General features: G+C 64.6%; 25 protein-coding genes. 13 read left to right on the top strand and 12 right to left on the bottom strand.

Annotation, left to right across the window (positions count from 1 at the left end):
- Positions 1 to 807: 807 nt before the first annotated feature.
- The 4 genes from XANALMUS060_RS13560 (at position 808) to otsA (ending at position 7,449) form a co-directional block, all read left to right on the top strand.
- Complete coding sequence (locus XANALMUS060_RS13560; RefSeq protein WP_045738876.1) at positions 808 to 3,243, top strand: TonB-dependent receptor; 2,436 nt, start codon at positions 808 to 810, stop codon at positions 3,241 to 3,243.
- Between the two features lie 234 nt (positions 3,244 to 3,477).
- A complete protein-coding gene (gene otsB / locus XANALMUS060_RS13555) occupies positions 3,478 to 4,230 on the top strand; it encodes a trehalose-phosphatase (protein WP_045738875.1) in 753 nt (250 codons plus the stop codon).
- A 76-nt stretch (positions 4,231 to 4,306) separates the two neighbouring features.
- Complete coding sequence (locus XANALMUS060_RS13550) at positions 4,307 to 6,088, top strand: glycoside hydrolase family 15 protein (RefSeq protein ID WP_045738874.1); 1,782 nt, start codon at positions 4,307 to 4,309, stop codon at positions 6,086 to 6,088.
- The gene (gene otsA, locus XANALMUS060_RS13545; protein ID WP_045738873.1) at positions 6,085 to 7,449 is read left to right on the top strand and encodes an alpha,alpha-trehalose-phosphate synthase (UDP-forming); all 1,365 of its coding nucleotides are present in this window, start codon (positions 6,085 to 6,087) and stop codon (positions 7,447 to 7,449) included. Before XANALMUS060_RS13550 ends, otsA begins: the two co-directional genes overlap by 4 nt.
- 66 nt (positions 7,450 to 7,515) lie before the next feature.
- On the opposite strand, the gene pgeF is transcribed toward otsA, so the two are convergent.
- The 4 genes from pgeF to rluD (XANALMUS060_RS13525) form a co-directional block, all read right to left on the bottom strand.
- Positions 7,516 to 8,292 carry a peptidoglycan editing factor PgeF gene (gene pgeF / locus XANALMUS060_RS13540; RefSeq protein ID WP_045738888.1) on the bottom strand — a complete coding sequence of 259 codons (777 nt, stop codon included), beginning with the start codon at positions 8,290 to 8,292 and terminating at the stop codon, positions 7,516 to 7,518.
- A 65-nt stretch (positions 8,293 to 8,357) separates the two neighbouring features.
- A complete protein-coding gene (rluD, locus tag XANALMUS060_RS13535; protein ID WP_045738872.1) occupies positions 8,358 to 9,365 on the bottom strand; it encodes a 23S rRNA pseudouridine(1911/1915/1917) synthase RluD in 1,008 nt (335 codons plus the stop codon).
- 174 nt (positions 9,366 to 9,539) lie between these two features.
- Entirely contained in the window at positions 9,540 to 10,184 is a 645-nt protein-coding gene (locus XANALMUS060_RS13530; RefSeq protein ID WP_082065126.1) for a laccase domain-containing protein, read from the bottom strand.
- A gap of 65 nt (positions 10,185 to 10,249) precedes the next feature.
- On the bottom strand, positions 10,250 to 11,257 hold the full coding sequence (rluD, locus tag XANALMUS060_RS13525; RefSeq protein ID WP_045738872.1) for a 23S rRNA pseudouridine(1911/1915/1917) synthase RluD: 1,008 nt from the start codon (positions 11,255 to 11,257) through the stop codon (positions 10,250 to 10,252).
- A 116-nt stretch (positions 11,258 to 11,373) separates the two neighbouring features.
- On the opposite strand from rluD (XANALMUS060_RS13525), the gene XANALMUS060_RS13520 reads away from it, so the two are divergent.
- The 3 genes from XANALMUS060_RS13520 (at position 11,374) to XANALMUS060_RS13510 (ending at position 14,658) form a co-directional block, all read left to right on the top strand.
- Positions 11,374 to 12,249 carry an outer membrane protein assembly factor BamD gene (locus tag XANALMUS060_RS13520; protein WP_045738871.1) on the top strand — a complete coding sequence of 292 codons (876 nt, stop codon included), beginning with the start codon at positions 11,374 to 11,376 and terminating at the stop codon, positions 12,247 to 12,249.
- A 184-nt stretch (positions 12,250 to 12,433) separates the two neighbouring features.
- Positions 12,434 to 13,171: an ATP-binding cassette domain-containing protein gene (locus tag XANALMUS060_RS13515; protein ID WP_045738870.1), complete on the top strand. Its 738-nt coding sequence runs from the start codon at positions 12,434 to 12,436 to the stop codon at positions 13,169 to 13,171.
- Positions 13,172 to 13,182: 11 nt separating this feature from the next.
- Positions 13,183 to 14,658: a glycine betaine ABC transporter substrate-binding protein gene (locus tag XANALMUS060_RS13510; RefSeq protein WP_235430501.1), complete on the top strand. Its 1,476-nt coding sequence runs from the start codon at positions 13,183 to 13,185 to the stop codon at positions 14,656 to 14,658.
- Between the two features lie 18 nt (positions 14,659 to 14,676).
- Here XANALMUS060_RS13510 and XANALMUS060_RS13505 read toward each other — a convergent pair whose 3' ends face one another.
- Entirely contained in the window at positions 14,677 to 15,885 is a 1,209-nt protein-coding gene (locus XANALMUS060_RS13505; protein ID WP_045738868.1) for an aminotransferase class V-fold PLP-dependent enzyme, read from the bottom strand.
- 70 nt (positions 15,886 to 15,955) lie between these two features.
- Between XANALMUS060_RS13505 and egtB the strand changes: the two genes are divergently transcribed.
- On the top strand, positions 15,956 to 17,245 hold the full coding sequence (gene egtB / locus XANALMUS060_RS13500) for an ergothioneine biosynthesis protein EgtB (RefSeq protein ID WP_045738867.1): 1,290 nt from the start codon (positions 15,956 to 15,958) through the stop codon (positions 17,243 to 17,245).
- Positions 17,242 to 18,225 carry an L-histidine N(alpha)-methyltransferase gene (gene egtD, locus XANALMUS060_RS13495; RefSeq protein ID WP_045738866.1) on the top strand — a complete coding sequence of 328 codons (984 nt, stop codon included), beginning with the start codon at positions 17,242 to 17,244 and terminating at the stop codon, positions 18,223 to 18,225. The genes egtB and egtD overlap by 4 nt, the downstream gene beginning before the upstream one ends.
- 25 nt (positions 18,226 to 18,250) lie before the next feature.
- Here egtD and XANALMUS060_RS13490 read toward each other — a convergent pair whose 3' ends face one another.
- From XANALMUS060_RS13490 to XANALMUS060_RS18750, 4 genes are all read right to left on the bottom strand, one after another.
- Complete coding sequence (locus XANALMUS060_RS13490; RefSeq protein ID WP_045738865.1) at positions 18,251 to 19,894, bottom strand: NAD+ synthase; 1,644 nt, start codon at positions 19,892 to 19,894, stop codon at positions 18,251 to 18,253.
- A gap of 275 nt (positions 19,895 to 20,169) precedes the next feature.
- Positions 20,170 to 20,538: a hypothetical protein gene (locus tag XANALMUS060_RS13485; RefSeq protein WP_045738864.1), complete on the bottom strand. Its 369-nt coding sequence runs from the start codon at positions 20,536 to 20,538 to the stop codon at positions 20,170 to 20,172.
- 383 nt (positions 20,539 to 20,921) lie between these two features.
- Positions 20,922 to 21,221 (bottom strand): hypothetical protein, encoded by a 300-nt coding sequence (locus XANALMUS060_RS19955; RefSeq protein ID WP_152640505.1) that lies wholly within the window; start codon positions 21,219 to 21,221, stop codon positions 20,922 to 20,924.
- Positions 21,167 to 21,787 (bottom strand): peptidoglycan-binding domain-containing protein, encoded by a 621-nt coding sequence (locus tag XANALMUS060_RS18750; RefSeq protein ID WP_161795418.1) that lies wholly within the window; start codon positions 21,785 to 21,787, stop codon positions 21,167 to 21,169. Before XANALMUS060_RS18750 ends, XANALMUS060_RS19955 begins: the two co-directional genes overlap by 55 nt.
- A gap of 23 nt (positions 21,788 to 21,810) precedes the next feature.
- Between XANALMUS060_RS18750 and XANALMUS060_RS20595 the strand changes: the two genes are divergently transcribed.
- The 4 genes from XANALMUS060_RS20595 to XANALMUS060_RS20980 all read left to right on the top strand — a co-directional run bounded on the left by XANALMUS060_RS20595 (position 21,811) and on the right by XANALMUS060_RS20980 (position 23,204).
- Entirely contained in the window at positions 21,811 to 22,032 is a 222-nt protein-coding gene (locus tag XANALMUS060_RS20595; RefSeq protein WP_161795417.1) for a hypothetical protein, read from the top strand.
- 9 nt (positions 22,033 to 22,041) lie between these two features.
- The gene (locus tag XANALMUS060_RS20590) at positions 22,042 to 22,506 is read left to right on the top strand and encodes a hypothetical protein (RefSeq protein ID WP_161795416.1); all 465 of its coding nucleotides are present in this window, start codon (positions 22,042 to 22,044) and stop codon (positions 22,504 to 22,506) included.
- A 101-nt stretch (positions 22,507 to 22,607) separates the two neighbouring features.
- Positions 22,608 to 22,730 (top strand): hypothetical protein, encoded by a 123-nt coding sequence (locus tag XANALMUS060_RS22690; RefSeq protein ID WP_255352377.1) that lies wholly within the window; start codon positions 22,608 to 22,610, stop codon positions 22,728 to 22,730.
- 9 nt (positions 22,731 to 22,739) lie between these two features.
- The gene (locus XANALMUS060_RS20980) at positions 22,740 to 23,204 is read left to right on the top strand and encodes a hypothetical protein (protein ID WP_161795416.1); all 465 of its coding nucleotides are present in this window, start codon (positions 22,740 to 22,742) and stop codon (positions 23,202 to 23,204) included.
- A gap of 90 nt (positions 23,205 to 23,294) precedes the next feature.
- Here the strand turns inward: XANALMUS060_RS20980 and XANALMUS060_RS22130 are convergent, their stop codons facing one another.
- From XANALMUS060_RS22130 to XANALMUS060_RS13445, 3 genes are all read right to left on the bottom strand, one after another.
- Positions 23,295 to 24,317 carry a DUF2235 domain-containing protein gene (locus XANALMUS060_RS22130; RefSeq protein WP_235430498.1) on the bottom strand — a complete coding sequence of 341 codons (1,023 nt, stop codon included), beginning with the start codon at positions 24,315 to 24,317 and terminating at the stop codon, positions 23,295 to 23,297.
- Between the two features lie 25 nt (positions 24,318 to 24,342).
- Entirely contained in the window at positions 24,343 to 25,188 is an 846-nt protein-coding gene (locus XANALMUS060_RS13450) for a hypothetical protein (protein ID WP_235430497.1), read from the bottom strand.
- A gap of 365 nt (positions 25,189 to 25,553) precedes the next feature.
- Complete coding sequence (locus XANALMUS060_RS13445) at positions 25,554 to 26,198, bottom strand: HAD family hydrolase (protein WP_045738858.1); 645 nt, start codon at positions 26,196 to 26,198, stop codon at positions 25,554 to 25,556.
- Position 26,199: the final 1 nt, after the last annotated feature.

Raw genomic sequence — 26,199 nt, 5'->3', positions numbered from 1 at the left:
GCGACGCCACAACCCAAGGATGCGGCGAAGGGCGGCCAAGCAGGATCAGAAAGTTGCAGCTCTTTTACAACCGTCCGTGATATCGGGGTAGAACCCTCCTCATCGCGGTTAGACCAGTTGAGCAGCGGCATCTAAGACATCCCTTCGAACAGACGCCAAGTATCGGTTAGGGGCGCCTTGGGGCCAATGCCCGCGCAAGCCCGGCCACTACATGTGAGTGTGTAATGACCCTGCGGTTCCTGCTCAGGTCATCTGAATTTCTCAGGTCATCTGAATTTAATGTGCCACAACCCAAGGATGCGGCGAAGGGCGGCCAAGCAGGATCAGAAAGTTGCAGCTCTTTTACAACCGTCCGTGATATCGGGGTAGAACCCTCCTCATCGCGGTTAGACCAGTTGAGCAGCGGCATCTAAGACATCCCTTCGAACAGACGCCAAGTATCGGTTAGGGGCGCCTTGGGGCCAATGCCCGCGCAAGCCCGGCCACTACATGTGAGTGTGTAATGACCCTGCGGTTCCTGCTCAGGTCATCTGAATTTCTCAGGTCATCTGAATTTAATGTAAAAACATAGACCGCATCCGGGGCTTGCATTCTGAGTTCTTGATGCGGGCCTTGGCTGTTGTAAAAGGCAATCAAATCACCACCCACCACAACACCTGCCCGATGACGTGAATCCACGACACGCGCATCACGTTAAAATTGCGATAATATATCGCTTCATCCGGATGGATGCAGCAACACTAACCAGCGACGCCCCCGAAACGAAGCGCCGCTGGTCTTCACGGTCATCGTTTCAGGAGAGTCCCCATGTCGTATGCGTTCGCCACGCCGCTGAGCCTGGCCATCGCCCTGGCCCTGTCTGCCCCCGCTCTGGCGCAGCAGGCCGATCCCGCCGCCACCAATCTGGACACGGTCATCGTCACCGGCACCCGTGCCAGCGGCCGCACCGTGCTCGAATCCACCGCACCGGTGGACGTGCTCAGCGCCGAGGACATTCGCCGCGCCGGCGTGGTCAATGGCGAACTCGGCAGCGCGCTGCAAGCGCTGCTGCCGTCGTTCAATTTCCCGCGCCAGTCCAACTCCGGCGGCGCCGACCACGTCCGCGCCGCGCAGTTGCGCGGGCTCTCGCCGGACCAGGTACTGGTGCTGATCAACGGCAAGCGCCGCCATACCTCGGCCCTGGTCAATACCGACAGCAAGATCGGCAAGGGCACCACGCCGGTGGATTTCAATGCCATTCCGATCAGCGCGATCAAGCGCATCGAAGTGCTGCGCGACGGCGCGGGCGCGCAGTACGGTTCCGACGCGGTGGCCGGGGTGATCAATGTGATCCTCGACGACGATCCGGACAGCGGCGCGCTGGAAACCAGTTACGGCGCCAACCATACCGACGTGAAGCCGATCCATCGCACCGTCACCGACGGCCAGACCGGCTATGCCAGCGGCAAGGTCGGCACCCGTCTGGGCGAGGATGGCGGCTTCTTCAAGGTCGGCCTGGAACTGAAACACCACGACGGCACCAACCGTGCCGGCTTCGATGAAATCCCTCCGTTCGAAGCGCAAACCCCAGCCAATCTGGCCCTGGCCGGCAAGCGCAATTACGTACTCGGCGATGGCGCGAGCAAGGACCTCAACGGCTGGATCAACGGCAAGGTGCCGTTCGGCCAGGGCAGCGAGCTCTATTTCTTCGGTACCTACAACCAGCGCGACACCCAGGGCGCCAACTATTTCCGTTATCCCGACAGTGTCGCCAACTGGCTGCAGGTCTACCCCAGCGGTTACCGGCCGGTGTCGCTGGGCGAAAACCGCGACGTGCAAGGCGTCAGCGGCGCACGCGGACAATGGGGCGACTGGAACTACGACGCCAGTCTCGACTATGGCCGCAACGATTTCACCTACCGGCTGAAACACTCGCTCAACGCCTCGCTCGGCCCCGGCAGCCCGACCCGCTTCAAGACCGGCGACTACGCTTTCGAGCAAGGCGTCGCCAACCTCGACCTGAGCCGCAGCCTCGACGCCGCTGGCGCCACCCACACGCTCGGTACCGGCGTGGAACTGCGCCGCGAGCATTACCGCACCCGGCCGGGCGATCCGGCCAGCTACGCTGCCGGCCCCTACACCGACCGTCCCACCGGCGCCCAGGCCGGTGGCGGGCTGACGCCGCAGGATGCAACCGACATCTCGCGCAATGTCGCCAGTCTCTACGCCAGCCTGTCCAGCCAGTTCGGCGAAAAATTCTCCACCGATCTGGCCGCGCGCTACGAGCATTACCAGGACTTTGGCAGCGAACTCACCGGCAAGCTTGCCGCGCGCTATGAATTCGCGCCCGCCTTCGCGCTGCGCGGTGCGATTTCCAACAACTTCCACGCACCGTCGCTGAGCCAGATCGGCTACGAGGCCAGCTCCAGCGGCTACGACGCCGCCGGACGCCTGCTGCAAGGCCGGCTGCTGTCGGTCGACAACCCGATCGCGCAAGCGCTCGGCGCACGCACGCTGCAACCGGAGAAATCGGTCAACTACAGCCTGGGCTTCACCAGCCGCATCGACCCGCACTTCGACCTGTCGCTGGACCTGTTCCAGATCGATATCGACAAACGCATCGCGCTGTCGGAAAACATCGACGGCACCGCACTGACCGACTTCGTGGCACAACGCTTCGGCATTGCCGGCCTGCAAAGCGCCAACTTCTTCGTCAACGCCGCCGACACCCGCACCCGTGGCGCCGAATTGGTCGGCAACTGGCGGCAGGCCTTGGGCGACGGCCAACTGCAACTCACCGGCACCTGGAGTTACGCCAAGACCCAATTGCAGAACGTGGTCGCCACGCCTGCACCGTTGCTGGCACTGAATCCGGACTACGTGCTGTTCGGCATCGAAGAACGCAACACCCTGACCGGCGCCGCGCCGCGTACCCGCGCACAACTGGCCGCGAACTGGAGCGATACGCGCTGGTCGTTGCAGACCCGGCTCAGCCGCTACGGCAGCGTCACCCGCATCTTCGATTTCGGCGGCGGCTTCGCGCCACAGCAGACCTACAGCGCCAAGTGGCAACTCGATGCCGAAGTCGAATATCACCTCACTGAGCAGTGGAGCGTGGCCATCGGTGGACAGAATCTCACCGACGCCTACGCCGACCGCTCCAACAGCGATATCTCCTACTTCGGCAACCTCCCCTACGACGTGCTATCGCCAATCGGCAGCAATGGCGCGTATTACTACGGACGCGTGCGCTACAGCTTCTAAGCGTCGCCGACGAAACTGCTACGCCCGCTGCCAGACGGGCGTGGACAGTGCTCGGAACCGCATGTCCCCCTTTGTACATTGCGGTTCCTGCGCGTTGTCCGGGCATGCCCGGCAGCGACTGCCGAGGTTTTTCAGCCACGCTACGTCCGCGCATCCGGCAAGCCGAATACCACGCGGACGCCGCCACCCCCACGCTCAACTTCTCCCTAACGTGGGCTGGGCGATGATGGGCAAATGGCAGACGCTCGCCCCCTCCGACCGCCGCCGCCACGCCTGGACGATGCCTGTGCATTGTTCCTCGACGTGGATGGCACGCTCATCCCATTCGCCGAACACCCCGAACGGGTGCAGTTGTTACCCCAGGTGCGCGATGCGATTGGCCGCCTGTACGCACGGCTCGGCGGTGCCGTCGCGCTTGTCAGCGGGCGTCCGCTGACGCAACTGGATGCCTTGTTCGCGCCATTGCGATTGCCTGCCGCCGGATTGCACGGCCACGAGCTACGCGCCGATGCCACAGCGCGCGCCAGAATATCCGCCGACACAGGAGCATGCCTGCATCTGCTGCAGACGCGCGCCGCACCGCTAGCCCAGACCTACCCGGGCGTACTGGTCGAAGACAAAGGTGCCAGCTTGGCACTGCACTGGCGCGCGGCACCGGCCGCAGCCGAGCAGATACTGACCTTCGCCCGCGAACAGATCGCCACTCTCCCCGGCTATCGCCTGCAACCCGGCGACCATGTCATCGAATTCGTTCCCGAAGGCAGCGACAAGGGTGTCGCAGTGAACACGCTGCTGCTGCAGCCGCCATTCCATGGACGCCGCCCGGTCTTCGTCGGCGACGATCTCACCGACGAATTCGGCTTCGCCGCCGCCAATCAGGCCGGCGGCTGGAGCGTGCTGGTCGGCCACCGCGCCTACAGCGCCGCCACCTACGCGCTGCCAGATCCACACGGCGTCCACACCTGGCTGCGCGATAACGCCGTATGAGAGCGGCACCGCCGCGCACGCACGCCCCCTGCACCATCGCCGCCCCCTGTTTTCCGCACAAGGACACGTCCACTCCATGAACTCCCCCAACCTCGACCTCGGCGTCATCGGCAACGGCAGCTTCGGCGCACTGATCGACAAACGCGCCAGTGTGGTATGGAGTTGCCTGCCGGCATTCGACGGCGACCCCGCATTCTGCGCGCTGCTATCACCGCGCTCGCATCCTGGCGGCGACTTCAGCATCGAACTGGAAGACTTCGTCGATAGCGATCAGCAGTATCTGACCAACACCGCGATCCTGCGCACCGTTCTGCGCGATACGCATGGAGGGTCGGTGGAAGTGATCGATTTCGCGCCGCGCTGGCGCAACAACGGACGCTTCTACCGTCCGGTGAGCATCATCCGCCAAGTGCGGCCACTGACCGGCAACCCACGCATCCGGGTGTTGGCGCGGCCACTGGCCGACTGGGGCGCGAACACACCCGAAAGCACCTGGGGCAGCAACCATGTGCGCTGGCTACTGCCGGACTTCACCCTGCGCCTGACCACCGACGTCCCGGTGCGCTTCATTCGCGACGAATTGCCGTTCGTGCTCAGCCATCCGGTCAACCTGGTGCTGGGCGTGGACGAATCGCTGACCCGCTCACTGACCGGCTACGTCCAGGAGGCGCAGGAGCGCACCGAGGAATATTGGCGCGAATGGGTGCGCCATCTGTCAGTGCCGCTGGACTGGCAGGACGCGGTGATCCGCAGCGCGATCACCCTGAAACTGTGCCAGTACGAGGACAGCGGCGCGATCATCGCCGCGATGACCACCTCCATTCCGGAGGCACCGGATACGCCACGCAACTGGGACTATCGCTACTGCTGGCTGCGCGACGCCGCCTTCGTGGTGCGCGCGCTGAACCGGCTCGGCGCCACCCGCACCATGGAACAGTTTCTGGGCTACATCTTCAACATCGCCACCACCGACGGTAGCCTGCAACCGCTGTACGGCATCGGCTTCGAAGCGGCGCTGGAGGAACACGAGGTCACATCGCTGGCCGGCTACCGCGGCATGGGCCCGGTGCGGCGCGGCAACCTGGCTTGGATCCAGAAGCAGCACGACGTGTACGGCAGCGTGGTGCTGGCCTCCACGCAACTGTTCTTCGACCTTCGCCTCAAAGATCAGGGCGACATCCACACCTTCCTGCGTCTGGAGCCACTGGGCGAGCACGCCTTCGCCCTATACGACGTGCCCGACGCGGGGCTATGGGAATTCCGTGGCCGTGCCGAAGTGCATACCTATACCAGCGCGATGTGCTGGGCCGCCTGCGACCGCCTGGCCAAGATCGCCGCACGCCTGGGACTGGAAGACCGAGTGACATACTGGCGCGAGCGCGCCGAGCGCATCCGCGAACGCGTCTTGGCCGACGCATGGAATCCGCAGTTGGGCCACTTCACCGACACCTTCAACGGCCATCGGCTGGACGCCTCGCTGCTGCTGTTGGCCGACATCGGCTTCATCGCGGCGGACGATCCACGCTTCATCGCCACGGTCGAGGCAATCGGGCGCGACCTCAAGCACGGCGACGCGTTGTACCGCTACGTGACACCGGACGACTTCGGCGCACCGGAAACCAGTTTCACCATTTGCACGTTCTGGTACATCGACGCGCTGGCCGCGATCGGGCGCACGGCCGAGGCACGCGAACTGTTCGAACGCATTCTCGCGCGACGCAATCACCTGGGCCTGCTCTCCGAAGACCTGGCATTCGACAACGGCGAAGCCTGGGGAAATTTCCCGCAGACCTATTCGCACGTTGGCCTGATGATCGCCGCGATGCGGTTGTCGCGTAGCTGGCAGGAGGCTTCATGAGCCGATTGGTGGTGGTGTCCAACCGCGTGGCCGTCCCGGGCGAGAACCACGCCGGTGGTCTGGCGGTGGGGCTGCTCGCCGCACTCAAGGAACGCGGCGGCATGTGGTTCGGCTGGAGCGGCAAGACCGTGCGCGGCGACAGCGGCGCATTGCACGAACAGACCCAGGGTCCCATCCGCTTCGTCACCATGGATCTGAACCGCGCAGACGTGGATGGGTATTACAACGGCTTCGCCAATCGCACGTTATGGCCGTTGCTGCATTTTCGCTTGGATCTGGTCGACTACGACCGTGCCACTCGCGCGTGCTACCGTCGGGTCAACGCGCTGTTCGCCGAGAAGCTCGCGCCGCTGTTGCGCGAAGACGATACGGTGTGGATCCATGACTACCATCTGATTCCGCTGGGCGCCTATCTGCGCGAACGTGGTGTCGGTTGTCGCATCGGCTTTTTCCTGCACGTACCGTTTCCCTCGGCCGACCTGATCCAGGCGTTGCCCGAGCACGCGCAATTGTTTTCCGGCTTTTATGCCTACGATCTGGTGGGCTTCCAGACCCAACGCGACGTGGACCGTTTTCAGGCTTACGTGCGTCTGTTCGGTGGTGGCAAGGTGGTCAAGGATGGCCTACTGGAAGCACCCGGCGGTGGCCGCTTTCGCGCCGGGATGTTCCCGATCGGCATCGATACCGCGTTGATCGCGCAGCAAGCGCGCGTGGCGATGTCCAAACGCGCGGTGCGCGATTTGCGCAACAGCTTACGCGAGCGCCAGCTGGCAATCGGCGTGGATCGGCTGGATTACTCGAAAGGATTGCCGGAGCGCTTCCTCGGGTTCGAGCGTTACCTCGAGCGGCACCCGAAACAGCGCGCCAGCCTGACCTATCTGCAGATCGCCCCGGTCTCGCGCGGCGAAGTCCCCGAATACAAGCAACTGCGCAACCAGCTCGAACAGATCGCCGGCCATATCAACGGCGGCCATGCCGAACCGGATTGGACGCCGCTGCGCTACGTCAATCGCAACTTCACCCACGCCACGCTCACCGGCTTCTACCGTGCCGCGCAGATCGGCGTGGTGACACCACTGCGCGACGGGATGAACCTGGTCGCCAAGGAATATGTCGCCGCGCAGGACCCGGAAAATCCCGGCGTACTGATCCTATCGCTGCTGGCCGGTGCGGCCAACGAACTGAAAGACGCGCTGTTGGTGAATCCGCACGATCTGGACGGCGTTGCCGACGCCATCGCCACCGCCGCGTCGCTACCCAAGGCGCAGCGCATCGAACGCTGGCAGGCGATGATGGACCACCTGCGCAAGCACGATATCAGCGCCTGGCGCCAGAGCTACCTGCAGGAACTGGAACGCTGACACCAGCGAACGCAGTGCGCCGCCAGACGATTGGCGAGCTACCCAACTGTGCGAACAACGAAGCGCTCAGTCCGCGATCCACGCCAGCGTCGCCATGCGTCCGGTACGGCCATCGCGGCGATAGGAATAAAAACGCGCCGCGTCGGCGATGGTGCACAGGCCACCGCCGTACACCTGCGCCGGGTCCAATCCGGCTGCGACCAGACGTTGCCGCGCCAGCGCATACAAATAATCCACGTTCCAGTGTCCGGGGCGGGTGGGGACGAACGCATTGGTCGCCGCCGCATCGTGCTGCAGGAACGCCTCACGCACGTTGACGCCAACCTCATAGCGCTGCGGACCGGCCGCCGGCCCCAACCAAGCCTGCAATCGCGACGGCGGCGTGCGCAACGCCGCCACGGTCGCTTCGAGCACACCGCCAGCCAGGCCCTGCCAGCCGGCGTGCGCGGCGCCGATCTCGCGACCATCGCACGCGGCGAACACCACCGGCAGGCAATCGGCGGTCAGGATCGCCAGTACCACGCCGGGTTCGGCGGTCACTGCGGCGTCGGCAATGGGTTCGGCGTCGATACCATGCGCCGTCGGTGGCTGTTCGAAACGCAGCACCTGCACGCCATGCACCTGCCGCAGCCAGTGCGGCGGCGACGGCAGCGCCAAGCCAGCCACCAATGCCTCGCGGTTGCGCTGCACGATCGCCGGATCGTCACCATCGGCGGCGCTGCGATTGCCCAGGTTGAAGCGGTCGAACGGCGGCGACGAGGCGCCGGCACCGCCGCGCAGCGTGGTGAACGCGCACACCCCAGATGGAGCCGGCCAATCAGCGCGCATGGCGAAGTCGTTCATCGGCGCCACGCTGCGCACAGACAGCCCGGCTCAGCGCCTGTGGATGCAGATCGCCGCGCCATGGTTTAGCGCCGCGCCTGCTCGGCAGCCAACTGCGAATCGGCGCGCAGCACCGTCAGCAGCCGCTGTAGGTCCGCCGGCACCGCAGCCGTGACACGCACCGGCTCGCCATGCAGCGGATGCTTGAACTCCAGGATCTCGGCGTGCAGCGCCTGACGCTTGAAACCGCGCAGTTCAGCGATCAGGGCGTCGGTCGCTCCCTTGGGCAGTTTCAGCGGGCCGCCGTACAACGGATCGCCGATGATCGGGTGCTTGAGGTGTGCCATATGCACGCGGATCTGGTGCGTGCGTCCGGTCTCCAGGCGGCATTCCAGCGCCGTGTGCGCGCGGAAGCGGTCGCGTAGTCGGTAATGGGTGACCGCGTCACGGCCATCCTCGCGCACCGCCATGCGCAGGCGGTCGCGCGGATGACGGTCGATCGGCGCGTTGGCGGTACCACCGGAGACCAGCGCTCCGACCACCACCGCCAGATACTGCCGATGCACCTGGCGCGCGGCCAGTTGCGCCACCAGCGAGGTATGCGCCTGCAGGGTCCGCGCCACCACCATGGCACCGCTGGTGTCCTTGTCCAGGCGGTGCACGATGCCGGCGCGCGGCAACGCCGACAACCCCGGGTCGCGGTACAACAGGGCGTTGACCAGGGTACCGCTCGGATTACCCGCGCCCGGATGCACCACCAACCCGGCCGGCTTGTTCAACGCGATGACCTGATCGTCCTCGTACAGCACCTCCAGCGGAATGTCCTCCGGCAGAGCGTGGGTCTGGGTGTCCAGCACCGCGTGCAGGCTGGCGATTTCGCCACCACGCAGCGAGTCGCGCGGCCGCGCCGGGGCGCCGTCGAGCAGGGCATCGCCGGATTTGATCCATTCAGCCAGGCGCGAGCGCGAGTATTCGGGAAACAATTCGGCCAGCACCGCATCGAAGCGGCGGCCGGCGGCATGGTCGGGCACACGCGCCTGGCGCGGGCCGTCGCTGGCGGCATCCTCGGGGAAGTCCGGGAGGGTATTGGGCATTGGCTGGGGCAGGATCGGTCGGGAAATAGGGGGGCGCGACGGCCGTAGTCAGTCGCAGGACAGGCCACTAGGCTATCATCGCCCCCTCGCATTCCTGCCGTGTCCCGCCCGAACTCATGATCCGACGCTCCGTCCCGCTGTCCGCGCACGTCCGTTTCATCGCCCTGCTGCTGGTCACGCTGATCGTGGCGACGGGTTGCCACCGCCACCCACGTTCCAGTGTCCGGGGCGGGTGGGGACGAACGCATTGGTCGCCGCCGCATCGTGCTGCAGGAACGCCTCACGCACGTTGACGCCAACCTCATAGCGCTGCGGACCGGCCGCCGGCCCCAACCAAGCCTGCAATCGCGACGGCGGCGTGCGCAACGCCGCCACGGTCGCTTCGAGCACACCGCCAGCCAGGCCCTGCCAGCCGGCGTGCGCGGCGCCGATCTCGCGACCATCGCACGCGGCGAACACCACCGGCAGGCAATCGGCGGTCAGGATCGCCAGTACCACGCCGGGTTCGGCGGTCACTGCGGCGTCGGCAATGGGTTCGGCGTCGATACCATGCGCCGTCGGTGGCTGTTCGAAACGCAGCACCTGCACGCCATGCACCTGCCGCAGCCAGTGCGGCGGCGACGGCAGCGCCAAGCCAGCCACCAATGCCTCGCGGTTGCGCTGCACGATCGCCGGATCGTCACCATCGGCGGCGCTGCGATTGCCCAGGTTGAAGCGGTCGAACGGCGGCGACGAGGCGCCGGCACCGCCGCGCAGCGTGGTGAACGCGCACACCCCAGATGGAGCCGGCCAATCAGCGCGCATGGCGAAGTCGTTCATCGGCGCCACGCTGCGCACAGACAGCCCGGCTCAGCGCCTGTGGATGCAGATCGCCGCGCCATGGTTTAGCGCCGCGCCTGCTCGGCAGCCAACTGCGAATCGGCGCGCAGCACCGTCAGCAGCCGCTGTAGGTCCGCCGGCACCGCAGCCGTGACACGCACCGGCTCGCCATGCAGCGGATGCTTGAACTCCAGGATCTCGGCGTGCAGCGCCTGACGCTTGAAACCGCGCAGTTCAGCGATCAGGGCGTCGGTCGCTCCCTTGGGCAGTTTCAGCGGGCCGCCGTACAACGGATCGCCGATGATCGGGTGCTTGAGGTGTGCCATATGCACGCGGATCTGGTGCGTGCGTCCGGTCTCCAGGCGGCATTCCAGCGCCGTGTGCGCGCGGAAGCGGTCGCGTAGTCGGTAATGGGTGACCGCGTCACGGCCATCCTCGCGCACCGCCATGCGCAGGCGGTCGCGCGGATGACGGTCGATCGGCGCGTTGGCGGTACCACCGGAGACCAGCGCTCCGACCACCACCGCCAGATACTGCCGATGCACCTGGCGCGCGGCCAGTTGCGCCACCAGCGAGGTATGCGCCTGCAGGGTCCGCGCCACCACCATGGCACCGCTGGTGTCCTTGTCCAGGCGGTGCACGATGCCGGCGCGCGGCAACGCCGACAACCCCGGGTCGCGGTACAACAGGGCGTTGACCAGGGTACCGCTCGGATTACCCGCGCCCGGATGCACCACCAACCCGGCCGGCTTGTTCAACGCGATGACCTGATCGTCCTCGTACAGCACCTCCAGCGGAATGTCCTCCGGCAGAGCGTGGGTCTGGGTGTCCAGCACCGCGTGCAGGCTGGCGATTTCGCCACCACGCAGCGAGTCGCGCGGCCGCGCCGGGGCGCCGTCGAGCAGGGCATCGCCGGATTTGATCCATTCAGCCAGGCGCGAGCGCGAGTATTCGGGAAACAATTCGGCCAGCACCGCATCGAAGCGGCGGCCGGCGGCATGGTCGGGCACACGCGCCTGGCGCGGGCCGTCGCTGGCGGCATCCTCGGGGAAGTCCGGGAGGGTATTGGGCATTGGCTGGGGCAGGATCGGTCGGGAAATAGGGGGGCGCGACGGCCGTAGTCAGTCGCAGGACAGGCCACTAGGCTATCATCGCCCCCTCGCATTCCTGCCGTGTCCCGCCCGAACTCATGATCCGACGCTCCGTCCCGCTGTCCGCGCACGTCCGTTTCATCGCCCTGCTGCTGGTCACGCTGATCGTGGCGACGGGTTGCCACCGCCACAAAAAGGACCCGGAAGAAGGAATGCCGGTGGAGCAGTTGTACCAGCGAGCGCACGGACAGATGGAGAGCGGCAACTGGTCCGGTGCCGATCACAGCTTCAAGCGTCTGATCGCGCAGTACCCCTATGGCGAGTACACCGAGCAGGCGATGATCGAGAGTGCCTATGCCCAGTACAAGGCCGGCAAGCACGACGACGCGGTGTCCACCATCGACCGCTTCATCCGCACCTACCCGACCCAGCGCAACATCGCCTACATGTACTACCTGCGCGGGTTGTCCAATTCCAACCGCGATACGGTGTTCCTGCGTCGGTTGTGGTCGCTGGACCCCAGCCGCCGCGATCTGTCCACCCCGCAGCAGGCCTACGCCGATTTCAACACCGTCGCCGATCGCTACCCCAACAGCCGTTATGCCGCCGACGCGCGTCAACGCATGATCGCGCTGCGCAACGTCTTCGCGCAGCACGAACTGGACAATGCGCTGTATTACCTGCGACGTGGCGCCTGGGTGTCGGCCACCTCGCGCGCCGACTATTTGTTGGAAACCTACCCGCAAAGCGCGTTCCAGTACGACGCGGTGGCGGTGCTGGCCGATGCCTATACCCACCTGGGCAACAAGACCCTGGCCGCCGACGCGCGCCGGGTACTGGAACTCAACGATCCCAAGCATCCCTGGCTGAGCGGCCAGTGGCCGAAGTATCCGTGGATGGTCCGCAAGCTCAATCCGTTCGCCGGCGAAAAATCCGCCGCGACCGGGCAATCCAACTCGCAGATGACGAACTGATCCACGCGGTCCGATCCATCCGCAACGCATCTACCGACAGGGGCCGCCAGGCCCCTGTCGCGTTGTGACACCGCCGTGTGCGCCGCCACAGGCATGACGGTGCCACGGCGACCTACCTTGACGGTCCTTTGCACGAACCTGCGCAATCGGCCATGGCGCGAGCGCCAACGGCTATGCTGCGCGAATGTTCGAACTGCATCGGGTCACCCGCCGTTACGGCGACACGCTGGCGCTGGACCGGGTCGATCTGCATATCGACACCGGCCGCACCACTGCCTTGATCGGCCCCAGCGGTGCCGGCAAGTCCAGTGTGCTGCGAATGCTGCTCGGGCTGGAATGGCCCGATCGCGGCGAGGTCCGCTTCCAGGGCGAACCCCTGCGCCACGCCACCTTGCTGGCGCAACGCCGACGCATCGGCTATGTGATCCAGGAAGGCGGGCTGTTTCCGCACCTGAGCGCACGCGACAACGCCGCGTTGCTGGCGCGCACGCTGGGCTGGAAGCGGCCTCGGATCGAAGCGCGCCTGCACGAACTCACCGCCCTGTGTCGTCTGCCGGAAACGCTGCTGGCACGCTATCCCGCCGAACTCTCCGGAGGCCAGCGACAGCGTGTGGGGCTGATCCGCGCGCTGCTGCTGGACCCGCCGGTGCTGTTGTTGGACGAACCCTTGGGCGCACTCGACCCCATCGTGCGCCACGAACTGCAAACGCACATGCGCGAGCTGTTCGCGCTGCTCGGCAAGACCGTCGTGCTGGTCACCCATGACGTCGCCGAAGCCGCCTACCTGGGCGATACCCTGGTGCTCATGCGCAGCGGCCGCGTGCTTCAACAAGGCAGCGCACGCAGCCTGCTGGAGGCGCCAGTCGATCCGTTCGTCGGTCAGTTCCTGCACGCGCAACGCAGCCTGCTGGAGGCGCGATGACCGCGCCGCGGCTGGCCCGCACCGCCCTGCTCGGCCTCCTGGTCGCACTGCTTGCGGCTCCAGCGCGGGCGACGCCGGAACCGGTCGTGGTCGGCTCCAAGAATTTCACCGAAGCCGTGATCCTGGGGGAAATCGCCGCCACCGCCGGGCGCCAAGCCGGGGTGGAGGTCGAGCACCGGCGTCAACTCGGCGGTACCCGCATCCTGTGGCGCGCGCTGCAACAGGGCTCAATCGACGCTTACGCCGAATACACCGGCACCCTGGCGACGGAACTGCTGCAGTTGCCCGCTGCCGACGACGCCGCGCTGCGTCGCGCGCTGGCCCGGCACGGCCTGGCGATGAGCGCGCCATTGGGCTTCGACAACACCTATGCCCTGGGCATGCGCCGGGCACGCGCGCAAGCGTTGGGCATCGCCCGTCTTTCCGACCTCGCCGCGCATCCGACGCTGAAGTTCGGCCTGAGCAACGAATTCCTCTCGCGCGCAGACGGATGGCCCGGCATGCGCGCCGCCTACCAGTTGCCGCAGACCGCCACCGGCCTGGACCACGACCTGGCCTACCGCGCACTGGACAGCGGCGCGATCGATCTCACCGACCTGTACAGCACCGACGCCGACATCCCCGCGCACGACCTGCGGGTACTGCAGGACGACCGGCATTACTTCCCGCGCTATGCCGCCGTCTTCGTTTACCGGCAGGACCTGGCACAACGCGCGCCACGCTTCGTACAGGCGCTGGAGAAGCTGGGCGGACGCATCGATGCGGCGACGATGCGGCGACTCAATGCCCAGGTCAAACTGCAGCATCGCGCCGAGAGCGCGGTCGCGGCGGACTGGCTGGGGATGACCGCACCCGTGCAGGACGGACGCCTGCCGCGGCTGCTGCAACGCACCCGCGAACACCTGACCCTGGTCGGATTATCGCTATGGCTAGCGCTCTTGGTGGCGCTGCCGCTGGGCATCCTCGCCGCGTACCGCCCACGGCTGGGTCAAGCGCTGCTGGCAGTGACCGGCGTCTTGCAGACCTTGCCGTCGCTGGCGGTGTTCGTGTTCATGATCCCGCTGTTCGGCATCGGGGCGAAACCGGCAATCGCCGCGCTGTTCCTGTACAGCCTGCTGCCGATCGTGCGCAACACCCACGCCGGCCTGACCGGCATCGCCCGCGAATTGCGCGAAACCGCCGCGGCCATCGGCTTGCCAACGGGCACACGCCTATGGCGGATCGAACTGCCACTGGCCCTGCGCACCATCCTGGCGGGGATCAAGACCGCGGCGGTGATCAATGTCGGCACCGCCACGCTGGGGGCCCTGATCGGTGCCGGCGGCTACGGCCAGCCGATTCTCACCGGCATCCGCCTGGACAAGCTCGGCCTGATTCTGGAAGGCGCGGTGCCGGCCGCGGCTCTGGCGCTGCTGGTGCAGGGCCTGTTCGAAGCGCTGGAACGCTGGCTGACGCCACGCGGTCTACGGCTGGCCGCGCGACGCTGAAGCCACGCGAGGTCGCACTCAGGCGCGTGCGACCTCGCCCATCTCGACCGCGAGGTCGTGCATCGTTGCAATCTCCAGGTGCAGATACGGCGCGATGCGCAAGACATCGTGGCGATGGGTACAGACCACCTGCGCACGCTGTCGCCACGGCAACAAGCGCTGCAACGCCGACGCTGGCGGTCGCAGTGCGAACACATGCGGCGCGTGCCCGGGCGCGATCCAATCGCCCAATCCCTGCGCCAACAATCCATCTGCGAACGCCGCGCTCAACTCGCCCAGCCGCTTGGCGATGCGCGCCGGCTGCCAATGCCGCACCTGCTGCATGGCCGCGTGCGCCATCGCCAGGCGCAGCGGATCGGCGACCCCTCCAGCATCGAAGCGACGCGCGCCGGCACAGTAGCGCGGTGGCGCATCGGCCGGGAAATCCCAGTCGCCACCAGGATCGCGCGCTTGCCAGTGCTGCTCGAACGGCACGCCGTGCGCCCGCCAGTGCGGCGAGGCCCACAGCCAGGCCAGCCCCATCGGCCCAAGCAACCATTTATGCCCGACCGCGACGATGAAGTCCGGTCGCCACGCCGCCAGCCGCGCCGGCAGCACACCCAGGCTCTGACTCAGATCCAGCACCAGCATCGCCCCCGCCGCATGCACACGCGGCGCGATCCGGTCCAGATCCAGCAACGTGCCATCGCGCCAGTATGCGTTGGGTAACGCCGCCACACGCACACGCGGCTGTGCGTCGAGCGTCTGCAGCACCGCGGCGGTCCAGTCCTGACCCGGCGTGCGCCGCACCACCACCAGATGCGCGCCTGTCTCCACGCAGCGCTGCTGCCACACCAGCAGATTCGATGGGAACTGGCCCTCAAGCAACAACACCGCATCGCCTGAGGCCAGTGTCACCTGCCGTGCGGCGATGGCCAAACCGTAGGCCGCCGATGGCACCATCGCCACGCCATCATGATCGTGTTCGAACACTGTTGCGGCGGCAAGCACACGCAATTGCTCGATCTGCGCGCGCCAATCGTCGAAAGACAAGCGCCAGGACGCAATCGAATCGGTCAGCGCCGCTTGGCCTGCTGCCAGCACGCTGGCCAAGCGCGGCCCCTTGCTGGCCGTGTCCAGATAGCGCACTGCGGCCGGCAACACGAAAGCACCCGACGCCACCGGCAGATCGACCACGCACGCCGTGTGCAGATCGCCAATCTCGTTGCTGGAAGCGGCTGTAGACATCGCGCAAGCCTATCGCCAATATCCACCACGCGTGACGGAATATTCACGGCACTCCCCCAAGACTGGGAAAATGCAAGCAACCTCTCCAGCGGCATCGGCTTCCACCACGCGCTGCACCACCGCACTGGCGGCACGCCTGCACCATGTGCGCCAACGCAGCCGGCAACTGGCCGCACCGTTGAGCGAGGAAGACGCCATGGTGCAGAGCATGGACGACGCCAGTCCGGCCAAATGGCATCTGGCCCATACCACTTGGTTCTTCGAACGCTTCGTATTGTCGGCCGACCCCGCCTACCGCCCAGTGGACCCGCAGTGGGACTACCTGTTCAACAGCTACTACCAGAGCCTCGGTCCGGCGCACGCACGGCCGCACCGCGGCCTGTTGTCGCGCCCATCGCTGGCGCAAGTGCTGGACTATCGCAGCGAAATCGAAACGCGCGTGTTGGCACGGCTGCAGCAGGGCGCGCTAGCACCGCAGGCACTGCAGGCGCTGGAATTGGGCTTGCAGCACGAACAACAACATCAGGAATTGCTGCTGACTGATATCAAACACGCGTTCTGGCGTAACCCGCTGGGGCCAGCATACCGTTCGGATTTGCACGTCCAGCGCGCACCGGCCACCAGCTTGCGCTGGCTCCAGCGCGACGAGCAGATCTGCATGATCGGCGCCCCCGCTTGGCCGGCGCATGCGGACTTCGCCTACGACAACGAGTCGCCACAGCACCGCGTGCTGGTGCCGGCGCACGCGCTGGCCAGTCGTCCGGCCAGCAACGCCGAGTACGCCGAGTTCATCGCCGACGGCGGCTATCGCAGCATCGGCCTGTGGCTCAACGACGGCTGGGCGCGGCGCGCCGCCGAGGACTGGCAGCGGCCGCTGTACTGGCACGCCGACGGCGTGCGCGAGTTCACCCTGGGCGGCTGGCGCGAGCGCGATCCGCATGCGCCGGTGTGCCACCTGAGTCTGTTCGAGGCCGATGCCTACGCACGCTGGGCCGGCGCACGCCTGCCGACCGAGATGGAGTGGGAACAAGCCGCCACCGGCATCGCCATTGCCGGCAACTTCGCCGATGCCGATGCACTGCATCCACAACCATCGACGCCAACGGAAACAGGGCTGCAACAGTTGTTCGGCGATGTCTGGGAGTGGACCGGCAGTGCCTATCTGCCGTATCCGGGGTTTCGCCCGTGGTCGGGCGCGTTGGGCGAATACAACGGCAAGTTCATGAACGCGCAATGGGTGTTGCGTGGCGGTAGCTGCGCCACCCCGCACGACCACATCCGCGCCAGCTATCGCAATTTCTTCCCCTCCGATGCGCGGTGGCAGTTCGCCGGCGTGCGCCTGGCCAAGGACCCCGCATGAATGCCGCAACCGCCCGTGCCCTGACCGAAGCCGCATTGACCGACCTGCATCCGCAGCCGGACGATATCCTCGCCGATGCAATCGATGGATTATCGCGCAGCCCCAAACAATTGCCGTCCAAGTATTTCTACGACACCGAGGGGTCGCGTCTGTTCGAAGCGATCACGCATCAGCCCGAGTATTACCTGACCCGTACCGAGTTGAGCCTGCTGGAAGCACATATGCCATCGATTGCGCAGGCCGTGGGTATCGGCGCGCATGTGGTGGAACTGGGCAGCGGTAGCGGACGCAAAACACAACTGCTGCTGGACGGCCTACGCATGCCGGTGGCCTATACCCCAATCGAAATGGCGCGCGACATCCTGATGTCCAGCACCACGCGCCTGACCGAATGCTTCCCGCACATCCAAATGCTGCCGGTGTGCGCCGACTTCACCGCACCGGTTCCTCTACCGCAGCCACAACGCGACGCACGCCGCACGCTGGTGTTCTTCCCCGGCTCGACTCTGGGTAACTTCACCCGCGAGGACGGCATCGCACTGCTGCGCTCGATACGCACGACCATGCGCGAGCACGGCTGCGCGCTGATCGGTCTCGACCTGATCAAGGATCCCGCAGTGCTGGAGGCGGCCTACAACGATGCCGCTGGCGTCACAGCCGCATTCACGTTGAACCTGCTGCGCCGCCTCAACCGCGAAATCGGCAGCGACTTCGATCTGGAGCAATTCCGCCACCGCGCGGTGTACGTACCCGCAGAGCAGCGCATCGAAACCTTCCTGGTCAGCCAATGCGCGCAGCAGGTGCATGTGGGCGGACATCGCTTCGCCTTCGCCGCCGGAGAAGCGATGCAGGTGGAATACAGCCACAAATATACCGACCACAGCTTCGGTGCGATGGCCGCCGAAGCCGGCCTGCGCGTCAGCCATGGCTGGAACGCGCAGGACGATGCGTTCGGATTACGCTTGCTGCAAGCGCTGTGAAGCCAGAAAAGCACACCACGCGCGGTTAGGCGTGGTAGCCGTTGCTGATCGGGTAGCGGCGTTCGCGCCCGAAGGCGCGGCGCGAAACCTTCGGGCCCGGCGCAGCCTGATGACGCTTCCACTCGGTGATGCGCACCAGCCGTATCACCTGATCGACCACCTCCGCCGCATAGCCGGCGGCGACGATCTCATCGCGCGATGCTTCCTGATCGACGTAGCGATACAGGATACCGTCGAGCACGTCGTAGGGCGGCAGCGAATCCTGGTCGGTCTGGTTGGCGCGCAGTTCCGCCGACGGTGCCCGCGCGATCACCGCTGACGGAATCACCGCCGTTGCAGCGAGCGTATTACGCCATGTCGCCAGGGCAAATACCTCGGTCTTGTACAGATCCTTCAGCGGCGCGTAGCCGCCGCACATATCGCCATAGATGGTGGCGTAGCCGACCGCGTACTCGCTCTTGTTGCCGGTGGTCAGCAGCAAGCCGCCGAACTTGTTCGCCAGCGCCATCAGGATCAACCCACGGCTGCGCGATTGCAGATTCTCTTCGGTAACGTCGGGTTGAGTGCCTTCGAATAACGGACCGAGCGCCTGCAACACGCCTTCGAACGCCGGCTCGATCGCCACCGTCTCCAACCGTACCCCCAGCGTGCGGCATTGCTCGGCGGCCAGGTCGTTGGACAAATCGGCGGTATAACGCGAGGGCAAACGCACGGCGGCGACATTCTCCGCACCCAGCGCGTCCACCGCCATCGCCAGCACCAGCGCCGAGTCGATCCCGCCGGACAATCCCAGCCATACCTTGGAAAAACCGTTCTTGCGACAATAATCTCGCAGCCCACGCACCACTGCGCGCCAGGCCAGCGCTTCCATGCTCTCCTCGTCGGCACCGTCGCGATTCCAGTGCAAAGGCGCGAAGCGGCGTTTGCCAGGGTCGTAATCGACGACCAACCATTGGTCGGTAAACGCAGCGGCGGCGGGATGCACCGTGCCGTCGCCGTCGGCCACCACCGAGGCACCATCGAACACCAGCGCATCCTGACCACCGACCACGTTGAGATACGCCAACGCCGCACCGCTTTCACCGCTGCGCTCGGCCAGCAACGCATCGCGCTGCGCGTGCTTGCCACGCTCGTAGGGCGAGGCATTGGGCACCAACACAAGTTCGGCACCGGCACGCACGGTCGCGGCCAACGGCTCGGGGAACCACAGATCCTCGCAGATCACCAATCCCACCGGCGTGCCCTTGAGGTCGAACACGCAGTGTTCGCCATCCGGATCCACATCGAAATAACGGCGCTCGTCGAACACCGCGTAGTTGGGCAATTCGCGCTTGCGGTAGGTAGCGGCGATACGCCCGTCGCGCAGCACGCTAGCGGCGTTATACACCACGCTGCCGACGCTTTGCGGCCAGCCGACCACCGCGACGATGCCATGCACACGCGCGGCGATACGTTGTACGGCCTGTTCGCAATCGGCGAGAAACCCAGGGCGCAACAGCAGATCTTCCGGAGGATAGCCACTTATCGCCAATTCCGGGAACAGCACGATGTCGGCGCCATGCGTATCGCGCGCCTGCTCGATCAGCGCCATGATCCGGTCGGTGTTCTGGGTCACGGCGCCAACCGGAAAATCGAACTGGGCCATGGCGAGGCGGAGGGAAGAAGACATTGACAACCTTGCAGTTTGGAAGGGAAGCCGGGCAGCGGCCGTCCCACAGATGATCAGGCAAGTCTAGCGAGGATCAGGTGCATCAGCAGCCTGTCAAACCCGAGCCTGCCTCCAACCACTGACAACACGCCCTCTCATGCCAGCTTTAGGAGTTGGCAAAAATCGATAGGGTGCCCCTGACCCGGCTTGCGCGTGCGATTGCGGCGGGAAGTCTGCCCGCCGCCCTGAATACAAGCTTGCAGTGTCGATGATGCTGAAATTGCGCTGCCGCCGTTTCAGTCCTCGCCTTGATGGCGTTGCGCATAGAACTCTGCCGCCGCCTCGATCAGGTACGTATAGCGCTTCACCATCCCCTGCCAGGCCAGGGCTTGCGCTTGGTGTTCGGCGGGTAGATCCGGCGGGATCTCGCTGACCTCATCGATCAGTTTTGGGACTTCGTGATTCCACCAACGCAGCATCAGGTCCGGTCGCGGATGCGTGCGAATCAAGGACTCCAGCAGCGACTGCATCGCCACCAACTGCCGCACCGTGCGGATGCGCTGGCCTTCCAGAAAATGCGTGCGCTGCTGTTGCTCGGCCAGCGCCTTTTCCAATGCCTCCAGCCGCTGGTTGAGGTGAGCGTGGCCTCGGCCGAAAACTCTCATGCGATGACACTTCGGCCAGCGCCAGCCGGGGCAACTGCGGCACTCTCAGCAATCGCTTTCAGAAAGTATGAGCCTTGATTGAGAACGCGCCGTCTGCGTGTATCGCGTGCCGTGGCGCTCATGCCATCCGCCTGGCTATCGGCCATACGAGTGCTGGTATTGCTGTTGTTGCTGTTGCTGCCGCATGGCCGTCAACTCCGCTTCCTGTGTCTGCAGTTGGGTCTGCACCTGCTGCAGCGTGGACTGCACCGATGGAAACTCTCATGCGATGACACTTCGGCCAGCGCCAGCCGGGGCAACTGCGGCACTCTCAGCAATCGCTTTCAGAAAGTATGAGCCTTGATTGAGAACGCGCCGTCTGCGTGTATCGCGTGCCGTGGCGCTCATGCCATCCGCCTGGCTATCGGCCATACGAGTGCTGGTATTGCTGTTGTTGCTGTTGCTGCCGCATGGCCGTCAACTCCGCTTCCTGTGTCTGCAGTTGGGTCTGCACCTGCTGCAGCGTGGACTGCACCGATGGAGCTCGCCGGCTCGCGCAGGTCCACCATGAAGTGCGTGTAGGGGACCTTGAGATCGCAGACATAGAGCGTATCGCCCTTGGGGACTAAATGATTATCCCCGCCTGGGCTCATTTTGTAGAGCGCCATCTCGCCGACGACCTGATGCAGGCGTTCCTCGGACATCGAGATGCCCTTCTTTTCCAGGTTGGCTTTGGTCTGCGCGTAAGATCGCAGACATAGAGCGTATCGCCCTTGGGGACTAAATGATTATCCCCGCCTGGGCTCATTTTGTAGAGCGCCATCTCGCCGACGACCTGATGCAGGCGTTCCTCGGACATCGAGATGCCCTTCTTTTCCAGGTTGGCTTTGGTCTGCGCGTAGAGGGCGCGCAACGGGGAATTGGGGCTGCTGTAGGGTTCCAGCGCCTTGGGTGCGGCTTGTTGCTGCGCAGTGGCGAGGTCGGGGCGAGGCTGGGCCGGACGCTCGGCGACGGCATCGGTCGAGTGGGAGAGTGCAGGCTGGGCGTGATCGGCCAAATGGCGGTCGGTGGCGAGGTCCTGTGTCTTCTGCCGCGCGGCGAACTGGGCATGCGTTTGCAGCGCTTCGAGCGTGCCTGGGTCGGCGATACCGGTTGGCTCGCGGCCAGCCCAACGCTGGAAGTTCTCTACCGCCTGTTGGGTGCGGGGGCCGTAGTCCTTGTCGTCCTGGATGGCCTTGCCATCGTGGTCGGTGGCACCGATGGTCTGCAAATGTTGTTGTANTGACGCTGTTCGTGTTGATGCGAACGGGTGTCTTGGCTGTGGCGCTGGTCGTGTTCGTGTTGCTGCGCATCCATGGTTTGACGGTGCAATTGCGCGTGTTGCTGCGTGATCTGGTGTTGCCGCTCGCGCGTTGCCTGCGCTTGCTGTTCCTGCTGCTGCAGTTGCGCGATCCGCGCCTGTTCCTGCATGTCCACGCTGGCTGGTTTTTGCGGAGCCAATGCGGTGTCATGTGACGTCGGCGCATGTGTCTGCGAATGCGCTTGCGCGAGTTGCGGCGCGTGCTGCTGCGCCTGTTGTATGCGTTCGTGGTGCTGTTGGGCGGCGAGGTCTCCTGCATCGACGTGTGCCTGTCCATGGACAGCGACGGTGTGGAAGCGGCAGAGGATGAAGAGGAGGAGGACGTGTTCGCGTTTGTCGATGTGCTGTGGGTGGACGCTACGCCCGGCACATGCGGCGTTACGTCTTGTTGCAAATACGCCGGCAACGGTGGCGCCACTGACGCATGCGGATGCGGTCCCTCCCGGAAGAACGCCGGCAACGCCGGATCGGTGCGCTCAGGCGACACCGCCACCGTGCGCAAGGGCAAGTGCGCGCGCAACCCGGCATCCAGGGATTGGGCATCGAATGGAGCCAGAGTCATGGCTGGGCCGGCCAAGTCATGCACATGCACGCGATGCCCGAGCGTCGTCGCCATGGTGGTGGTGTAATAGGATTCGTGTTGTTCGGAGCGGTGGATGACGTTCATTTCCGGCGCGCTGGGCACGGTGCGCGGTTGCAGGAACGGTTTATCGCTGAGGCTATTGACATAATGGTGTTGCCGCTCGCGCGTTGCCTGCGCTTGCTGTTCCTGCTGCTGCAGTTGCGCGATCCGCGCCTGTTCCTGCATGTCCACGCTGGCTGGTTTTTGCGGAGCCAATGCGGTGTCATGTGACGTCGGCGCATGTGTCTGCGAATGCGCTTGCGCGAGTTGCGGCGCGTGCTGCTGCGCCTGTTGTATGCGTTCGTGGTGCTGTTGGGCGGCGAGGTCTCCTGCATCGACGTGTGCCTGTCCATGGACAGCGACGGTGTGGAAGCGGCAGAGGATGAAGAGGAGGAGGACGTGTTCGCGTTTGTCGATGTGCTGTGGGTGGACGCTACGCCCGGCACATGCGGCGTTACGTCTTGTTGCAAATACGCCGGCAACGGTGGCGCCACTGACGCATGCGGATGCGGTCCCTCCCGGAAGAACGCCGGCAACGCCGGATCGGTGCGCTCAGGCGACACCGCCACCGTGCGCAAGGGCAAGTGCGCGCGCAACCCGGCATCCAGGGATTGGGCATCGAATGGAGCCAGAGTCATGGCTGGGCCGGCCAAGTCATGCACATGCACGCGATGCCCGAGCGTCGTCGCCATGGTGGTGGTGTAATAGGATTCGTGTTGTTCGGAGCGGTGGATGACGTTCATTTCCGGCGCGCTGGGCACGGTGCGCGGTTGCAGGAACGGTTTATCGCTGAGGCTATTGACATAATCGGTCGGCCAACAGATTGCCGTTGCGTACCGACAAACCATCGAGCCGATAGGAACCACCGATATCCGAATGCGCGCCAGGATGGACCAGATTGAGGAATCGCCCGTCGTGGGAATGGCCGGGATGCAAGATGTCCTTGGCCGGAAAGAGATCGCGGCGTTCATCGCGTGCGGTGAGTTGCAAACTCGACACCACCGAGGGCGGCAAGCGCACGTCGTGGAGGAATCGCCCGTCGTGGGAATGGCCGGGATGCAAGATGTCCTTGGCCGGAAAGAGATCGCGGCGTTCATCGCGTGCGGTGAGTTGCAAACTCGACACCACCGAGGGCGGCAAGCGCACGTCGTGCAGATTCATGTCACCGGTGGCGACCGGGTCCAGCAAGCCGACTGTCTGCGCGGTGCGACCGGGCGGCACCAACGGCGGATGTGTGGGAGTGAGTTTTAGGATTTCGCCGTGTGGTCCCTGTTCGATCTTCATGTCAATCGGGTTCTGGATGCCGCGCTCGTGGACCATGCGGGTAAACATGGCCGCAGTGACGGCACCACGGCTGAAGCCGGTGGACACGATGCTGATTTCGACTTTCTTGTCTTGGTCACGCCATTGTTTGGCTTGGTTGATGAAATTAAAGTACATCTCTTCCATCCGTGGGCCGTAGCTATAGCCCATGGCTCCGTCGAGAGTGCGGGTCACGGCATCGTCCTGGGTGCCTACCCCGGGGACGTAGTGGCCTCCGATATTGCGAAAATTTGCTTTTTTAGTAGCTTGCACCTGGTCGTACAGAATCCCAATATTGGTGATGTGCTGAGGATCCTTGTACTTGTCGTTGCCCGTGCCATCGAAGCAAGCCACGAACAAACGGGTGTGTGGGTTCTGTTGACTGACCAGTAGCGGCGCTTGGAACTGAGCCAGCGCATGGCGACTGTGTGCATATGCCGCCAAGTCTTGCGCCGTCACCGGATACGTTTCCACCTCATCCGGCCATGTCTTTGCATCGGTATGCTCGTTGCTCATTACATGCTCCCTGGCGAGGACGCCATCAGTAAGTTTTGGTGTAGGCGAGGATCAGGTCGTTGCGGAAATCGCTGTCTGGGTTGTCTGGCTTCCGTAGCACAGTCGTCTGCACCATCGCCTTCATATACACATTGATGGTGCGATCGTTGACTTCCAGAATGATGTCCGGACGGATATCTGCCTGCAGGATTGGCGGCAACTGATTCTGTGGCACGTGATGCAGGACCACCTTATCCTTGAAGATGGCTTCGAGATCGACCAGGGCATGGTGCGGCTGGCCGTCCTTGGAGCGCCATGTCACTTCGGCGGGCGGGGGGAAGTGTGGAAAGTTACGGATGCCGATGGTGCCGGAATCAAGGTTGCCGGGGTAACCATCGCCTAGCGAAGCCGACGAAATTTGTTTGACATCATCGGGATCGTGGGCCTCGTATCTGCCGTCGTACAGCACCTTGCAGCCATAGGTGTCGTAACACATCGCCCCGAACGCATGCGTACTGAACGGAATCGGCTTACTGGTATCGATATGCACGGTGTTATGGGCATCGACGGGAATATTGCCGATCATGTGAATGCCGGAAGCGGTGTTGGTCGGAGCGTTGGTCGGCGTGTTCATGCGCGAACATCCAGTCAGGGAGTGGGCGAAGACGGCGGTCAGCAGCAGGGGAAGCGCTGCACGGGACGGCGTGGCAAACGGAGGTCGCGCAGCCATAGTTCCACCTGTGGGAAGGGAGAGAGACAGCCTACTGCCCAGGGCGTGATCGCGATAGCGAGGTGCCGGGTTGACGCTGCTCAAGCGCCACGCGGGTTGAGCGGCCATCATGGCGCCGCGTCCGGCATACGCAGCATCGCGCAGGTGGCAATCGATGGACATCAGCAGTTCGGCAGGAATTTTCCTACAGCGTCATTTGGCATCAGCACTGTCCTGGTCTAATTCTCGTGGACACCTCGATAGGGGATGATCATCCCCAACGAGGACGTAGCACGCCATGACATCGCTTCGCCGCAGAACCTTCGATGCCGCCTTCAAACTGCAGGTGGTGCACATGATCGGCAACCAACATCTGAGCGTTGGCCAGTAAGGCGTGTCTGAATTGCCAGTTTCCGTTAGGGAAGGTCTGAACTTGCCCACCTTCCCTGTTTTTTACCTGACCAACACATTGAATTTTAAGCTTGCTGATATCGGAAGTCTGACTTGTTCAGACCTTGGCTGTCTCAAGGATCAAGTGCATCGTCGCCTCAATACGCTCCATGCGATGGAACAGACGCCGCATCCTGCCACCACGCCAACAGCGCGGCACAATCAGTGAAATGCAGGTCAGCTAGCGCAGGCCATGGGTTATCCGCACGCAGCAACACCGTAGTGGCCCCTGCATTGCGACCGCATTGCAGGTCGTACTCGTGATCGCCCACCATCGCCATCGCCTGCGGCGCCACACCCCACTGTTCTGCCAGATGCAACAGGCCACCCGGATGCGGCTTGGGCGGAGCGTCGTCGCGGCCGAGGATGGTCACCGTGTCGAACAGATCATCAAGTTCGATCTCTTCCAGAGTCAGCTGCGCCAGTTCACGCGCATTGCGGGTCAGCACGGCCAACCGGCAATCGGCGGCATGCAAAGTCCGCAGTAGTAACGAAGCACCATTGGCGGCGATCGCTTCATGCGCCAATGCGCGTTCGTGTTCGAGCAACCAAGCATGCTTGGAGGCGCGCTGCGCCTCCGGCAACGCCGCCAGGTGCTGCAGGATGTCGGCATGCAGCGGAATCTGCAGGGCGTCGCGAATCACGCTGAAATCGTGCACGGCGCGGGTCAAGGTGCCATCCATGTCGAACACCCAATGCCGCACCTGGCGCAACGTCCGTGCCTGTGACGTGGTGAAATCCATG

This window comes from Xanthomonas sp. MUS 060, assembly GCF_000963215.1.
Taxonomy (GTDB): Bacteria; Pseudomonadota; Gammaproteobacteria; order Xanthomonadales; family Xanthomonadaceae; genus Xanthomonas_A.
Note: the sequence above shows the minus strand (reverse complement) of the source record. Positions and strands in the feature narration are given on the sequence as shown.

Coding starts and splice junctions, on each gene's coding strand:
- XANALMUS060_RS13560 (WP_045738876.1), top strand. CDS start 808: ATGTCGTATGCGTTCGCCACGCCGCTGAGCCTGGCCATCGCCCTGGCC.
- otsB (WP_045738875.1), top strand. CDS start 3,478: ATGGCAGACGCTCGCCCCCTCCGACCGCCGCCGCCACGCCTGGACGAT.
- XANALMUS060_RS13550 (WP_045738874.1), top strand. CDS start 4,307: ATGAACTCCCCCAACCTCGACCTCGGCGTCATCGGCAACGGCAGCTTC.
- otsA (WP_045738873.1), top strand. CDS start 6,085: ATGAGCCGATTGGTGGTGGTGTCCAACCGCGTGGCCGTCCCGGGCGAG.
- pgeF (WP_045738888.1), bottom strand. CDS start 8,292: ATGAACGACTTCGCCATGCGCGCTGATTGGCCGGCTCCATCTGGGGTG.
- rluD (WP_045738872.1), bottom strand. CDS start 9,365: ATGCCCAATACCCTCCCGGACTTCCCCGAGGATGCCGCCAGCGACGGC.
- XANALMUS060_RS13530 (WP_082065126.1), bottom strand. CDS start 10,184: ATGAACGACTTCGCCATGCGCGCTGATTGGCCGGCTCCATCTGGGGTG.
- rluD (WP_045738872.1), bottom strand. CDS start 11,257: ATGCCCAATACCCTCCCGGACTTCCCCGAGGATGCCGCCAGCGACGGC.
- XANALMUS060_RS13520 (WP_045738871.1), top strand. CDS start 11,374: ATGATCCGACGCTCCGTCCCGCTGTCCGCGCACGTCCGTTTCATCGCC.
- XANALMUS060_RS13515 (WP_045738870.1), top strand. CDS start 12,434: ATGTTCGAACTGCATCGGGTCACCCGCCGTTACGGCGACACGCTGGCG.
- XANALMUS060_RS13505 (WP_045738868.1), bottom strand. CDS start 15,885: ATGTCTACAGCCGCTTCCAGCAACGAGATTGGCGATCTGCACACGGCG.
- egtB (WP_045738867.1), top strand. CDS start 15,956: ATGCAAGCAACCTCTCCAGCGGCATCGGCTTCCACCACGCGCTGCACC.
- egtD (WP_045738866.1), top strand. CDS start 17,242: ATGAATGCCGCAACCGCCCGTGCCCTGACCGAAGCCGCATTGACCGAC.
- XANALMUS060_RS13490 (WP_045738865.1), bottom strand. CDS start 19,894: ATGTCTTCTTCCCTCCGCCTCGCCATGGCCCAGTTCGATTTTCCGGTT.
- XANALMUS060_RS13485 (WP_045738864.1), bottom strand. CDS start 20,538: ATGAGAGTTTTCGGCCGAGGCCACGCTCACCTCAACCAGCGGCTGGAG.
- XANALMUS060_RS19955 (WP_152640505.1), bottom strand. CDS start 21,221: ATGTCCGAGGAACGCCTGCATCAGGTCGTCGGCGAGATGGCGCTCTAC.
- XANALMUS060_RS20590 (WP_161795416.1), top strand. CDS start 22,042: ATGTGTCTGCGAATGCGCTTGCGCGAGTTGCGGCGCGTGCTGCTGCGC.
- XANALMUS060_RS22690 (WP_255352377.1), top strand. CDS start 22,608: ATGGTGTTGCCGCTCGCGCGTTGCCTGCGCTTGCTGTTCCTGCTGCTG.
- XANALMUS060_RS20980 (WP_161795416.1), top strand. CDS start 22,740: ATGTGTCTGCGAATGCGCTTGCGCGAGTTGCGGCGCGTGCTGCTGCGC.
- XANALMUS060_RS22130 (WP_235430498.1), bottom strand. CDS start 24,317: ATGAGCAACGAGCATACCGATGCAAAGACATGGCCGGATGAGGTGGAA.
- XANALMUS060_RS13450 (WP_235430497.1), bottom strand. CDS start 25,188: ATGTCCATCGATTGCCACCTGCGCGATGCTGCGTATGCCGGACGCGGC.
- XANALMUS060_RS13445 (WP_045738858.1), bottom strand. CDS start 26,198: ATGGATTTCACCACGTCACAGGCACGGACGTTGCGCCAGGTGCGGCAT.